The sequence below is a fragment of the Citrobacter amalonaticus genome (assembly GCF_001559075.2).
In the GTDB taxonomy this organism is placed as follows: domain Bacteria; phylum Pseudomonadota; class Gammaproteobacteria; order Enterobacterales; family Enterobacteriaceae; genus Citrobacter_A; species Citrobacter_A amalonaticus_F.
In genome coordinates, this window is record NZ_CP014015.2 from 3,840,843 (window position 1) to 3,854,611 (window position 13,769).

General features: G+C 56.6%; 14 protein-coding genes. 10 read left to right on the forward strand and 4 right to left on the reverse strand.

Annotation, left to right across the window (positions count from 1 at the left end; translation table 11 throughout):
* Window positions 1-2: 2 nt before the first annotated feature.
* The 8 genes from AL479_RS18465 (at window position 3) to agp (ending at window position 7,021) form a co-directional block, all read left to right on the forward strand.
* Window positions 3-1,286 carry an ABC transporter permease gene (locus tag AL479_RS18465; protein ID WP_105291782.1) on the forward strand — a complete coding sequence of 428 codons (1,284 nt, stop codon included), beginning with the start codon at window positions 3-5 and terminating at the stop codon, window positions 1,284-1,286.
* Window positions 1,276-2,406 carry an ABC transporter permease gene (locus AL479_RS18470; RefSeq protein WP_061077123.1) on the forward strand — a complete coding sequence of 377 codons (1,131 nt, stop codon included), beginning with the start codon at window positions 1,276-1,278 and terminating at the stop codon, window positions 2,404-2,406. The genes AL479_RS18465 and AL479_RS18470 overlap by 11 nt, the downstream gene beginning before the upstream one ends.
* A 4-nt stretch (window positions 2,407-2,410) precedes the next feature.
* Entirely contained in the window at window positions 2,411-3,106 is a 696-nt protein-coding gene (locus AL479_RS18475) for an ABC transporter ATP-binding protein (protein WP_061077124.1), read from the forward strand.
* On the forward strand, window positions 3,093-3,578 hold the full coding sequence (locus AL479_RS18480; protein WP_061077125.1) for a TlpA family protein disulfide reductase: 486 nt from the start codon (window positions 3,093-3,095) through the stop codon (window positions 3,576-3,578). The genes AL479_RS18475 and AL479_RS18480 overlap by 14 nt, the downstream gene beginning before the upstream one ends.
* A gap of 24 nt (window positions 3,579-3,602) precedes the next feature.
* The gene (locus AL479_RS18485; RefSeq protein WP_061077126.1) at window positions 3,603-4,091 is read left to right on the forward strand and encodes a MarR family transcriptional regulator; all 489 of its coding nucleotides are present in this window, start codon (window positions 3,603-3,605) and stop codon (window positions 4,089-4,091) included.
* An 86-nt stretch (window positions 4,092-4,177) separates the two neighbouring features.
* Complete coding sequence (locus tag AL479_RS18490; RefSeq protein ID WP_061077127.1) at window positions 4,178-4,936, forward strand: sulfite exporter TauE/SafE family protein; 759 nt, start codon at window positions 4,178-4,180, stop codon at window positions 4,934-4,936.
* A gap of 49 nt (window positions 4,937-4,985) precedes the next feature.
* Entirely contained in the window at window positions 4,986-5,693 is a 708-nt protein-coding gene (locus tag AL479_RS18495; protein WP_061077128.1) for an ArsR/SmtB family transcription factor, read from the forward strand.
* Between the two features lie 86 nt (window positions 5,694-5,779).
* A complete protein-coding gene (gene agp, locus AL479_RS18500; protein ID WP_061077129.1) occupies window positions 5,780-7,021 on the forward strand; it encodes a bifunctional glucose-1-phosphatase/inositol phosphatase in 1,242 nt (413 codons plus the stop codon).
* Between the two features lie 36 nt (window positions 7,022-7,057).
* Here agp and AL479_RS18505 read toward each other — a convergent pair whose 3' ends face one another.
* Window positions 7,058-7,285 carry a YccJ family protein gene (locus AL479_RS18505; RefSeq protein ID WP_042319758.1) on the reverse strand — a complete coding sequence of 76 codons (228 nt, stop codon included), beginning with the start codon at window positions 7,283-7,285 and terminating at the stop codon, window positions 7,058-7,060.
* 20 nt (window positions 7,286-7,305) lie between these two features.
* Entirely contained in the window at window positions 7,306-7,902 is a 597-nt protein-coding gene (gene wrbA / locus AL479_RS18510) for an NAD(P)H:quinone oxidoreductase (RefSeq protein WP_042319755.1), read from the reverse strand.
* A gap of 403 nt (window positions 7,903-8,305) precedes the next feature.
* Between wrbA and AL479_RS18515 the strand changes: the two genes are divergently transcribed.
* Window positions 8,306-8,479, forward strand: coding sequence for a general stress protein (locus AL479_RS18515; RefSeq protein WP_012132907.1), 174 nt, complete (start codon window positions 8,306-8,308; stop codon window positions 8,477-8,479).
* 170 nt (window positions 8,480-8,649) lie between these two features.
* Window positions 8,650-9,288, forward strand: a complete 639-nt coding sequence (gene rutR, locus AL479_RS18520) for an HTH-type transcriptional regulator RutR (RefSeq protein WP_061077130.1) — start codon at window positions 8,650-8,652, stop codon at window positions 9,286-9,288.
* Here rutR and AL479_RS18525 read toward each other — a convergent pair.
* Together AL479_RS18525 and putA are read right to left on the reverse strand one after the other, a co-directional pair.
* Complete coding sequence (locus tag AL479_RS18525; protein WP_061078012.1) at window positions 9,285-9,680, reverse strand: lysozyme inhibitor LprI family protein; 396 nt, start codon at window positions 9,678-9,680, stop codon at window positions 9,285-9,287. The genes rutR and AL479_RS18525 overlap by 4 nt on opposite strands.
* Window positions 9,681-9,739: 59 nt before the next feature.
* Window positions 9,740-13,702 (reverse strand): trifunctional transcriptional regulator/proline dehydrogenase/L-glutamate gamma-semialdehyde dehydrogenase, encoded by a 3,963-nt coding sequence (putA, locus tag AL479_RS18530; protein ID WP_061077131.1) that lies wholly within the window; start codon window positions 13,700-13,702, stop codon window positions 9,740-9,742.
* Window positions 13,703-13,769: the final 67 nt, after the last annotated feature.

A 13,769-nucleotide genomic window follows, 5' to 3' on the forward strand; every position in this document is an offset into this window, starting at 1 on the left:
CGATGCTGTGGCGAATGTTACGACAATCCTGGGGACGCAACCTGCGGCGTAAAGGGCTGGCGATTATCACGGTCTTTCTTGCAGCCAGCCTGATCTCGGCGCTGCTGGCGGTGTCGATCGATATCGGTGACAAAATGTCGAGGGAGCTCAAGTCCTACGGCGCGAACATCCTGATTGAGCCTGCCGGACAAGCGGCATTGCCTGCGCTGTTTAGCGAAAGCAGTAATCCGCTCTCGGGGCAGGATTTCCTTGATGAAGCTGAATTACCGAATATCAAAGATATTTTCTGGCGCAATAACATTGTCGGTTTTGCGCCGATGCTGGGCGGTGAAGTCACCGTTAACGATAACGCGGTGCGCATTCTCGGGACGTTCTTCAGTCAGCCGGTCGATATTCCGGATGAAGAGGGATATGAAACCGGACAGAAAACGGTCAGCCCGTTCTGGCAGGTGACCGGCGACTGGCCGCAGGAAGGCGAGAACAGTCCACCGCAAACGCTGGTGGGGCACGCGCTGGCGCGACAAACAGGATGGAAAGCGGGTGATACGCTGGCGCTAAACAACGCGGGTACAACAGTTCATGTCACCGTCAGCGGGATCCTCTCCAGCGGCGGCGAGGAAGATAACCAACTGGTGATGCCGCTTGCGACGGCGCAGACGCTATTGGGGTTGCCCGGCAAGGTGCAGGCCATTCGTGTTTCGGCGCTGACGGTACCGGAAAATGAGCTTTCACGCCGTGCGCGGGAAAATCTGGATGCGCTCAATGCGGAAGAGTACGACCTCTGGTACTGCACTGCTTATGTTTCTTCTATCGCCCATCAACTGGAGGAAGCGATCTCCGGGGCGGAGGTGCGTCCGGTCTGGCAGGTCGCCGCATCTGAAGGGGTGGTGATTGATAAAATTCAGCTGTTGATGGCGGTGGTGACGATTGCCGCGCTGGCGGCATCGGCAATGGGGATCGCCTCGCTGATGACCAGCACCATTATGGAACGCGCCAAAGAGATCGGTCTGATGAAGGCGCTTGGCGCGCGCCAGTGGCAGATCATGCTGCTGTTCTACCTCGAAGCCGCCTCCAGTGGTCTGGCAGGCGGGGCGCTGGGATGCGTTGCCGGGTGGGGGCTGGCGAAAGCGATTGGCGTGATGCTGTTCGACGCGCCGCTTGATTTCGCCTGGATTGTGGTGCCGTGCGTGCTGGTGGTTGCGGTGCTGATTGCCCTGATCGGAACCTGGTTCCCGGCGCGGCGCATTGCGCGACTCTATCCCGTGGAGGTGCTGTATGGCCGCTAAACAGACAATGCTCTGGCTGCTGGTGTGGCGGGCGCTACGCCTGCGCTTTCAGCGGGTTAGCGTGGTTTTTGCCGCGCTGATGGTGGGGGCGACCATCGTGACGGCGCTGAGCGCGGTTTGGTTCGACATCAATACCAAAATGAGTGAAGAGTTGCGCACCTTCGGCGCCAACTTCTACATCGGGCCGGGACACGGCGCGAGTATGCCGCAGCAGGCGCTACAGACTATTCTGGATGACGCACCGCCGGGGCTGGTTCACGGTGCCAGTCCGTGGTTATACGGCATGGCGCGTACCGAACTGGAAAAAGTGGTGATCGTCGGCGTCTGGTTTGAATCGTTGCAAAAACTGGTGCCTTACTGGCAGGTTCAGGGCAGCTGGATTGGCGTCAGCTTTGACGATCGCAACGCGATGATTGGCGTCAAGCTGGCGGAGCGCCTCAACGTTCAGCCCGGCGATAACGTCACGCTGGTCGATCATAATCAGCGGAAAAATATGCAGATTAAAGGCATTGTCGAAGCTGGCGACGCCACGGACAACATGCTGATCGTCAGCCTCGACGTGGCGCAAGCCTGGCTGCATCAGCCGGGGAAAATCAGCCACGGCCTGTTGAGCGTAAGTAATGATGTCGGTCAGGTTGATCGCTATGCCAGCCGGCTGCAAAGCCAGTACCCGGATCTGGAGATTCGCCCGGTGCGTAAAGTCTCCGCCTCAGAAGGGCAGGTGCTGGATAAGATCAAAGGGTTGATGGGACTGGTCTCGCTGGTGATTCTGGCGCTCTCTTCCCTGTGCGTGAATACCACCCTGATGGCGATAGTCGGCGAGCGTGCCCGCGAATTCGCCCTGCAAAAAGCGCTGGGCGCCAGCAATGGCGACATCGTACGGCAAATCTTGCTGGAAACCTGCATTATCGCCCTTGCGGCCGTGGTGTGCGGCTGGTTGTTGGGTTATCTGCTGGCGCAACTGTTGGGACTGACGGTATTTAACGCGGCGATCTCGCTGCGTCTGCCGGTGCTGCCCATCACCCTCATATTGTCTTTACTGGTCGCCATTCTGGCGGCGATTGTTCCGGTACGACGCGCAGTCAGCGTCGAACCCGCTAAAGTGCTGAAAGGAGAGTAGCGCCATGTCCGTGACGCAGATTCCACAGGTGGCGATCGAAACACGTCACCTCTATAAACGGTTTGGCGACGTTACCGCCCTGGATGATATTAACCTGCGGATTACGCAAGGGGAGTTTGTCGCCATTATGGGGGCCTCCGGTTCCGGGAAAACGACGCTGATGAACATTCTCACCTGCCTGGATACCGCAACGGAAGGCCAGGTGTTCCTTGATGGAACGGACGCCGCCGCACTGGACGAAGAGGGACGGCGTCGTTTTCGCGCCGAGAAGATTGGTCTGGTGTTCCAGCAATTCCATCTCATTCCCTTTTTAACCGCGCTGGAAAATATCATGCTGGCACAGCACTACCACAGCGTAGTGGACGAGGCTGCGGCCAGAAAAGTACTGGAACAGGTCGGCCTTGGGCACCGCGTCACCCATTTACCCAGCCAGCTTTCCGGCGGGGAGCAGCAGCGTGTCTGTATTGCGCGGGCGCTGGTGAATGAGCCGCCGGTCATTTTTGCGGATGAACCGACAGGCAACCTCGATGAAGAGAATGAACAGCGGGTGTTGGATTTGCTTACCGATTTGCACCGTCAGGGGCGCACGATAGTCATGGTGACGCATAACCCGGCGCTTGGGCAGTTTGCCGATCGCATTTTGCGTCTGCAACACGGAAAGTATCAGGGAGAGGAGGCGATGCAACATGCGCTGGCTTAACGTTTTCATTCTCTCACTGGCGGTATTGCTCAGTGGCTGTAAAGAGGAAAAGCTGGCTGTAGGCGAAACGGCTCCGGCGCTGGCGGCCTTCGATTTACAGGGCAAGGAGTCCGGACTGGATCGCTGGCAGGGGAAATCCATCTACCTGAACTTCTGGTCGGCAGGCTGCGGTGGCTGTCTGGCGGAGATGGATTCGCTGGAAACGCTCAGCCAGAAATGGGGCGATAGCGTGGTAGTGGTGGCGGTGAATACCGATCCGGGAACGGTCAGCCTGGATGCGCTGCTGGCGAAGCATCAGGTGTCGTATCCGGTCCTTCGCGATCAGATGAAAATCACTCAGGAACGATATCAGGTCATCGGCACACCGACCTCGGTCCTGATTGACCCACAGGGTCGGGTGCTGGAGTGGCATCAGGGAATGCGTAAACCGGCGGAATTAGCCGCCACGTTCGCCCGTCTCGCGGGGCAATAAGTTTTCGGTGGAGGGATACCGCTGATGGCATTTATCTGGAACGACGAGAGCCTGGCTCTCCTGCGTGAAAACGCGGGCGTCCTCTCGACGCAACACATTGCGCAGATGCTGTGCACCAATGTGACAGTGGTGCGCAATATGGCTTACCGGCTGAAACTCAGTTTGCGTGTGTCGGCGTATAACCAGAAGAGAATTCAACAGGTTCAGGCACTGTATGAATCCGATGAACCGCTGACCATGAAGGAGATTGCCGTGCGAACCGGGCTTACGTTCAGCACGGTGCAGTACATCGTCTATGTCAAACTGAAACATAAGCCCTATGCCACCCGCGAGTTTATCGCATTCGAAACACAGGATGCGGTGCATTACCGCGTGCAAAAAGAGTTTGTCGATACCGAGCGTTCGCGACTGCAGCAACCGATGGATAACAGCCGTTTTCAGGAATTGTATCTCAAAGACGGGACGGCCTACTGCGCGCGTAACATCCGCCATGAAGTCATTATCTCTGAATAGCTGAAACCACATTTCGTTCGCTGACGAAGCAAGCATCGTCGCGAGCATTCAGGATGGGTCATCTTCTCCTTACAGGACTCTGAAGTATGACCCTTCTTTTTGCATTCGACCCCGACCAGGTTGTGATGATTGCCTTGACCTTTGTTCTTGCGGGGATGGTGAAAGGCGTCACCGGCATGGGACTGCCCACTGTGGCGATGGGGATCCTCGGTTCGCTGATCTCACCGGTTGCGGCGGCAGCTATGCTGCTGTTACCTTCGCTGGTCAGCAATCTGTTTCAGTTTGGCGGTGGTGGGAATACCCGGATGTTGCTGATACGACTCTGGCCGATGCTGCTAACGGTGGTGATTGCCACACTGTTGGCCAGCGTCTGGATCACCGGTGGCGATACTTCCCGCACACAGTTTGCGCTGGGGCTGGCGCTGATGGTGTACGCGCTCTGGACCCTGGCAGGAAAACGGATTGCGGTCGCACCGCAGCGTGAAAAACCGCTCTCATTGATCGTTGGATTCGCCACCGGGTTGTTGACCGGCGGAACGGGTGTCTTTGTGATGCCGGCGGTGCCGTGGATCCAGTCGCTGGGCTTTGAGAAGGATGAACTGGTTCAGGCGCTCGGTATCTCTTTTACCTTTTCCACGCTGGCGTTAGCACTTGGACTGTGGTGGCACGGCGCGCTCCCCATGCAGTCGCTGAGCTTATCGGCATTCGCCATCGTTCCGGCGCTGATCGGCCAGTGGGCAGGCACCCGTATCCGGCGGGTGATCTCACCCGTTGTTTTTAAACGTTGCTTTCTGTTTTGTCTGATGGGGCTAAGTATCGAAATGATGCTCCGTGCTGTGACTTAATGACAAAATCGTGCCATGGTTAACCCTCCCCCGAGGCTGAGAGGTCAGTATGACGTCAATAGTCGTAAATGAAGAAGACGGCGAACTGGAATCGCGAATGGCGCTGACGGCGGCGGTAATGGCGGACAAATCGCGATCCCGGATGCTGTGCGCGCTGATGGATGGTCGGGCATGGACGGCGACGGAACTGAGCGCGGTGGCGGATATCTCAGCGTCTACCGCCAGTGCGCACCTGGCCCGTCTGTGCGAGCAGCGGTTTGTGGTTTCTCTCGCCCAGGGGCGGCACCGCTATTTTCGCCTCGCAAGTACAGACATAGCGGAACTGCTGGAGCGCCTGATGGGCGTCGCCTGGGCATCAACAGCATCGCGAAAAATCACTACGCCGCTGAGTTTGCGTCAGGCCCGGACCTGTTATGACCATCTGGCGGGAGAAGTGGCGGTGAGACTGTTTGATACGCTGGTTTCCCGGCAGTGGCTGGCGGCAGATGGTGAAACCCTGACACCTCTGGGTGAGGAGAAAATGGCGGAACTGGGCATTGTGGTACAGGCTGGCGCGTCACGACGCAAATTTAGCTGCGGCTGTCTGGACTGGAGCGAGCGACGTTATCATCTGGGTGGTGTACTCGGCGCCGCGCTACTGACCTGGCTAACTGGGCAGCGGTGGATTAAAACGGCACCGGGAAGCCGCCAGGTCACCTTCACGCCCTCCGGGATCCGCAAGCTGCAAATGATATTTGGCATCAATATGATGCGCTGAATCCCTGTTTTGCGGTCTCGTTCCCGGAAAAGTGTCATATATCTGTCACACTTATAAATGACGAATAACAACACGAGGTCGTAGGGATGAACAAATCGTTAATTGCCGCCGCTGTGGCAGGGGTTGTGATGTTGTCTTCTGCCGCACAGGCGCAAACGGCGCCGGAAGGCTATCAGCTACAGCAAGTATTGATGATGAGTCGACATAACTTACGTGCGCCGCTGGCGAATAATGGCAGCGTGCTGGAGCAGTCCACTCCGAATAAATGGCCTGAATGGGATGTGCCGGGCGGACAGCTCACCACCAAAGGTGGCGTGCTGGAAGTGTATATGGGCCATTACATGCGTGAATGGCTGGCAGAGCAGGGGATGGTGAAATCCGGCGAGTGCCCGGCACCGGATACGGTCTATACCTATGCCAACAGTCTGCAGCGTACGGTCGCGACCGCCCAGTTCTTTATCACCGGCGCGTTCCCTGGCTGCGATGTTCCGGTGCATCACCAGGAAAAAATGGGCACCATGGACCCGACCTTTAACCCGGTGATCACCGATGACTCGGCGGCCTTCCGCGAGAAAGCCGTACAGGCGATGGAAAAAGAGCGCAGCCAGATGCAACTTGATGACAGCTACCAGTTGCTGGAGCAGATGATCAACTACAAAGACTCGCCATCGTGCAAGGAAAAACAGCAGTGTTCTCTGACTGAGGCTAAAGATACCTTTAGCGCGAACTATGAGCAGGAGCCAGGCGTCTCCGGGCCGCTGAAAGTGGGTAACTCGCTGGTGGACGCCTTCACGCTGCAATACTACGAAGGATTCCCGATGGATCAGGTGGCCTGGGGCGAAATTAAATCCGATCAGCAGTGGAAAGTGTTGTCGAAACTGAAAAATGGCTACCAGGACAGCCTGTTTACCTCTCCGGAAGTCGCGCGTAATGTGGCGAAACCGCTGGTGAAATACATCGACAAAGCGCTGGTGACCGAACAGGCGAAAGCGCCGAAAATCACCGTGCTGGTAGGGCATGACTCAAACATCGCCTCACTGCTCACCGCACTGGAATTCAAACCCTATCAGTTACATGATCAGAACGAACGCACGCCGATTGGCGGCAAAATTGTCTTCCAGCGCTGGCATGACACGAAGGCCAACCGCGATCTGATGAAAATTGAGTATGTGTATCAGAGTTCAGATCAACTGCGTAATGCGGATGTGCTGACGCTGAAAGCCCCGGCGCAACGCGTGACCCTGGAGTTGAAGGGATGCCCGATTGATGCGAACGGTTTCTGTCCGATCGACAAGTTTGACACGTTGTTGAATGAGGCGGCGAAGTAAATGAGGTTCCCCCGCGCAAGCGGGGGAATTGACGGATTAAACGTTTTTACGTTCGATGGTTTGTTCGCCCCAGAAGAGCGCGTCTTTATCTGTCTTATCAAAGGCTTTGATGAGCACTTCATCGCTGCCTTCTTCCCAAATTTTTTCTGCCAGCTTCTCGTCATATCCGGCAACTTCAAATATGGCTTCGGCTATTTCCGGCGATGTATTGCGCAGACTTGCCCACTCACCGACGTGATGAGCCTTCGCTTCTTGAGTTGGCATTCTTATCCTCCCGTTGAAGATTAGCCGTTGAGCTTCACTGCCAGACCGGCAACGTATTCGCCCTGGTAACGTGCGATAGAGAGCTCTTCCTGACTGGGCTGGCGTGAACCGTCACCACCGGCAATGGTCGTTGCGCCATAAGGCGTACCACCGCGAACCTGCGAAACATCGAACAGTTCCTGCGCGGCATAGCCAATGGGCACAATCACCATCCCATGATGGGCAAGTGTAGTCCATGTGGACGTAATCGTTTGTTCCTGGCCGCCGCCTGTCCCGGTAGAACTGAAAACGCTGGCGAGTTTGCCATACAACGCGCCGGACGCCCACAATCCGCCCGTCTGATCCAGGAAGGTACGCATCTGGCCTGACATATTGCCAAAGCGCGTTGGCGTACCAAAAATAATGGCGTCGTAATCAGCCAGTTCCTGCGGGGTTGCGACGGGGGCATTTTGAGTTTTACCGCCAGCTTTAGCGAAGATTTCCGCCTGCATCGTTTCTGGTACGCGTTTGATGGTGACCTCCGCGCCATTCACTTTGCTCGCTCCCTCTGCCACCGCATGTGCCATCGTTTCGATGTGTCCGTACATGGAATAATAAAGCACCAGAACTTTTGCCATTTGCACTACTCCTCGGTTTATCGAAAGCAGCAAATTGCTGCACTTATTTAAAGATAAGTCGTGTCGACGAGAGTGCAAGCCTTAGAAACATTTCTTTGATTTATAATAAATTTTATCATGATTTTAAGCGGACCCATGCCAACGGCGCGTTCTGAATTATCATGAAACATTTTTTCCGCACTGGCTTTCTTTTGCCATAAGAAACAATTATGCGGCTTCTTCGCGGCGGTAGAGCCATACGCGGGCAAAGATATTACAGAATGTTACGAATCGACTCATCCACGAGCGGTGTTCACTATGCTTAGTTCCACGCGGTGATTATTATGACAAGGGTCATACACCGTGAGGGGAGACTCCCCGACACCTGGACACGACGATGTCTAATCAATGACGGAGGTCAGTAATGGCAAACCATCGAGGCGGTTCCGGCAATTTTGCCGAAGACCGTGAAAGAGCATCAGAAGCAGGTCGTAAAGGTGGTCAGCACAGCGGGGGAAATTTCAAGAACGACCCGCAGCGTGCCTCTGAAGCCGGTAAGAAAGGGGGTAAAAGTAGCCACGGCAATCGTAATTCGTAACGACCAGGCCTGCTACCCCGGAAACGCATCACGAACGCATCCCATCCCGACGTGATGATGCCACCGCCGCCGGATCCTCCGGCGGTTTTTTTTACCCGTCAGGTTGAACTGAAATGAAACGCCCCGCAGACTATGCGCCACTGCCGGATTCACGGAGCAAGGAGAAGGGCATGGTTCAACGTGCGGAGAAAAAAACAGGCAAACGTTCGCAGGCGGTCAGCGCGAAACGCGAGGCGATTCTGACGGCCGCGTTAAATACGTTTTCACAATATGGCTTTCATGGCACACGCATTGAGCAAATTGCCGAACAGGCCGGCGTCTCCAAAACCAATCTCCTTTATTACTACCCGTCAAAAGAGGCGCTGTATGTCGCCGTGCTGCGACAGATTCTGGATATCTGGCTGGCCCCCTTAAAAGCATTTCGGGAAGATTTTGCGCCGTTGGCCGCTATTGAAGAGTACATCCGGCTGAAGCTGGAAGTGTCCCGTGACTACCCGCAGGCCTCGCGGCTTTTTTGCATGGAGATGCTGGCTGGCGCACCGTTGTTGATGGATGAGTTGACTGGCGATCTGAAAACGCTGATTGATGAAAAGTCCGCGCTGATTGCCGGTTGGGTGAAAAGCGGCAAGCTGGCGCCGATCGACCCGCACCATCTGATCTTCATGATTTGGGCTTCAACACAGCATTACGCCGACTTTGCGCCTCAGGTTGAAGCGGTGACGGGCGCAACGCTGCGTGACGAAACCTTTTTTAATCAGACGGTTGAAAACGTTCAGCGCATGATTATTGAGGGAATTCGCGTTCGTTAATTGGCTGGCGGCAGCGGGCAGCTCATATCGCCTTCTTCGCACTGCAGCAGCGAGGCGAGAAACGCTTCCCGCTCGGCGGTTTTATCCGCCAGGCACTGATTGGCGATCATCACCTGAGCACTTCCCCCCTCGGTGCCAGAGCTGATAAGCGCGCAGTCGGCATCACGCATGGCGATCCATGCGGTCTGCGCCTTTTTCAGCAGTTCCTGCTGTGGCGGGGCTGCGCGTTTCAGCGCATTCTGATACGTTTCATTCAGTTCTTTGTCTGCCGCCTGGTATTGGGTGACGGCGCAGGTATTCATTTCCGCTTGCGTACTGGCATTAGCGCAGTCATCGGCCAGCGCCTGACCGCTGAGCACCAGCGCAACGCAGGTGAGTAGTATTCGTTTCATCATTCCCTCTGGATCCATAAAAAAAGGCCCCGTTTCCGGAGCCTTAATTAACCACAGCCTTAGCCAATTGTCATCAGGCTTGCGTTACCTCCGGCGGCTGCTGTGTTCACGCTCAGCGAACGCTCGACGTACAGTCGCTCCAGCAGAATATTACTTTCACCACGGGCGAAACCTTGTACCGAGACAATCGCGCCTTCACGGGCTGCCACTGCTTCACACAGCGCGCGAAGCTGATCGGAATCGCCGTGGAAGATCACCGCATCAAAAGGCTGCGTCGTCAGGCTGTCGGTTTTCGCAAACGCAATGCGGTCGGAAACCGCTGCCGGCAGGCGCTTCGCCAGATCACGGTGGAAGGCATCGTCAGGCCACAAAATCAGACTACCGACCGAGGTGACGGCGGCAAGCTGCACCAGCGCATCCTGCTCATCATCGGCAATACACAGCACGCGCTCACGCGGTAACAGCGTCCAGGTGTTACGCTCCCCGGTAGGACCCGGCAGCAGACGCTGCGTACCGGCCTGCGCCAGTTCGCCAAACTGCTGACAGAGTTGACGCAACACAGGGCGATCGGCCGCCCACTCGCTGAGCGCTTCCAGCGGCTGGATCAGCGCGGCTTTCAACTGGGCGTCTACCGGATAGTCCGCATCCTGACGCGCCAGAGTGATGGCCAGCGCATTTTCCGGACGGTTTGCCAGCAAACGGTAGAGATAGAGCGGTCCACCGGCTTTCGGACCAGTTCCCGACAGCCCTTCGCCGCCGAACGGCTGTACGCCGACAACCGCCCCCACCATATTACGGTTGACGTACAGGTTGCCCACGTGCGCTGAGCCGGTGACCTGAGCAATGGTTTCATCAATACGGGTGTGGACGCCCAGCGTCAGTCCGTAGCCGGAGGCGTTGATTTGGGCAATCAGTGCGTCCAGGTTGTTACGGTTGTAGCGTACAACGTGCAGAACCGGACCAAAGACCTCTTTTTGCAGCTCATCAACGCTTTCCAGTTCGATCAGCGTCGGCGCAACGAATGTGCCGCTTTGCCATTCACGAACATCTTCACTGTTTTCACGCGCCGCCTGGAACACGGGACGACCTTTCGCCCGCATGGCCTGAATATGCTGTTCAATATTGGATTTGGCTTCACTGTCGATCACCGGACCAATATCGGTAGTCAGACGCCCCGGGTTGCCCATCCGACATTCGGCCATCGCGCCACGCAGCATTTTCAGCGTGTGATCGGCGATATCATCCTGTAGACAGAGTATGCGCAGCGCGGAGCAGCGCTGTCCGGCGCTGTCAAACGCCGAGGACAGCACGTCGACCACGACCTGTTCGGTGAGGGCGGATGAGTCAACGATCATCGCGTTCATGCCGCCCGTTTCGGCGATCAGCGGAATCGGACGCCCCTGTGCATCCAGACGCGTCGCGATGTTACGTTGCAGCAGTGTCGCCACCTCGGTAGAACCGGTAAACATCACGCCGCGCACGCGGCTGTCAGCGGTCAGTTGCGCGCCCACCGTTTCACCCCGACCAGGCAGCAGTTGCACCACGCCCGGCGGTACGCCAGCTTCCAGCAAGATGGCAATGCCCTGGGCGGCGATGAGCGGCGTCTGTTCCGCGGGTTTTGCCAGTACGCTGTTGCCGGCAGCCAGCGCGGCGGCAATCTGTCCGCTGAAGATGGCCAGCGGGAAGTTCCACGGGCTGATACAGACAACCGGTCCGAGCGGACGATGGGTCTCATTATCAAAATCGTCACGCACCTGACCGGCGTAATAGTGCAGGAAGTCTACCGCTTCACGCACTTCGGCAATGGCGTTGGCGAAGCTCTTACCGGCTTCGCGGACCAGAATGCCGATCAATTGTTGCATCTGGCCTTCCATCAATACGGCAGCGCGATGGAGGATAGCTGCACGTTCTTGCGGCGGCGTCGCAAACCAGATAGGGGCATTGTTCACCGCGCTTTGCAGCGCCTGTTCCACTTCGGCTTCACTGGCTTCACGGACATAGCCCACGATGTCTTTTGGTTCTGCCGGGTTGATCACCGGGCTCATTTCGCCCTCGGCAACCGGGGCGTCGAGCATCGGTAACGCCCGCCATTTTTGCAGCGCGCTGTTGAGCAGGGCAGAAGAGAGTGAGGCCAGACGATGTTCGTTGGAAAGATCCAGACCGGCCGAATTATCGCGGCCTTTGCCGTACAGATCGCGCGGCAGTGGGATCTTCGGATGCGGCAGGCCGGTCTGACCTTCCTGTTGCGCCAGTTTCTCGACAGCTTCGACCGGATCGGCCACCAGTTCGTCCAGTGGCAGCGTGGTATCCGCGATACGGTTAACAAAGGAGGTGTTGGCCCCGTTTTCCAGCAGACGACGCACCAGGTACGCCAGCAGCGTTTCATGGGTGCCGACCGGCGCATAAATGCGGCACGGACGGTTCAGTTTGCCATCCGCCACTTTACCGGTGACCTGTTCGTACAGCGGCTCACCCATCCCGTGCAGGCACTGGAACTCATACTGACCCGGATAGTAGTTCTGTCCGGCCAGTTGATAAATGGCCGCCAGCGTATGGGCGTTGTGGGTCGCAAATTGCGGGTAGATCAGATTCGGCACAGCGAGCAATTTTTTCGCACAGGCGAGATAAGAGACGTCGGTGTAGACCTTGCGCGTGTAAACCGGATAGCCTTCCAGACCGTCCATCTGAGCGCGTTTGATCTCGCTATCCCAGTAGGCGCCTTTGACCAGACGGATCATCAGACGACGACGGCTGCGGGTGGCCAGGTCGATCAGGTAATCGATGACGAACGGGCAGCGTTTCTGGTACGCCTGAATGACGAAACCAATACCGTTCCAGCCAGCCAGTTCAGGTTCAAAACACAGTTTTTCAAGCAGATCGAGGGAGATCTCCAGACGGTCGGCCTCTTCGGCATCGATATTAATGCCGATATCATACTGGCGCGCCAACAGCGTCAACGACTTCAGGCGCGGATAGAGCTCTTCCATCACTCGATCGTACTGGGCACGGCTGTAACGCGGATGCAGGGCGGAGAGCTTGATAGAGATTCCTGGACCTTCATAAATTCCGCGTCCGTTCGATGCTTTACCTATCGCATGGATCGCCTGCTGATAAGAGACCATATAAGCCTGCGCATCGGCCGCGGTTAGCGCAGCTTCACCCAGCATATCGTAGGAGTAGCGGAAGCCTTTTTCTTCCAGCTTACGGGCATTCGCCAGCGCTTCAGCAATGGTTTCCCCGGTGACGAACTGTTCGCCCATCAGACGCATCGCCATGTCGACGCCTTTACGGATCAGCGGTTCACCGCTCTTGCCGATAATGCGGTTCAGGGAGCGCGAAAGGCTGGCTTCGTTATGGGTGGAGACCAGACGGCCGGTGAACAGGAGACCCCAGGTCGCCGCGTTGACGAACAGCGACGGACTACGACCAATGTGCGACTGCCAGTTACCATTGCTGATTTTGTCGCGGATTAAGGCATCGCGTGTGGCTTTATCCGGAATACGTAGCAGGGCTTCCGCCAGACACATCAACGCCACCCCTTCCTGCGAAGAGAGAGAGAACTCTTGCAGCAAGCCCTGCACCATTCCGGCACGGCCGCTGGCTGTTTTCTGATTACGCAGTTTATCCGCCAACTGGTAAGCCAGCTTGTGGGCCTGTTCGGCTACCGGCTGCGGCAAACGCGCCTGTTCCATCAGCATCGAAACGGCGTCAGTTTCTGAGCGACGGTACGCGGCGGTAATGGCGGAACGCGAGACCGACTGTGGGAGGATCTGCTCGGCAAATTCCAGGAAAGGCTGATGGATCTCTTCCTGCGGTGCCGTGGACTCATCGCCTTCGTTGGCGGCTCCGGCTAATAGCGCAGGAAGTTCTGGCAGCGTGTCATCGTTTTCCAGTTTCTCCAGGTAATTAAAGATTGCCTGCTTAATCAACCAGTGCGGGGTGCGATCAATTCGCGTTGCCGCTGACTTAATACGCTCGCGCGTTGCGTCATCCAGTTTAACCCCCATCGTGGTGGTTCCCATGCCATCTGCTCCTGTTGTTCGATAATGTACTGCGTGTGGTTATCGAGAAATATCTACTATGTTGCAA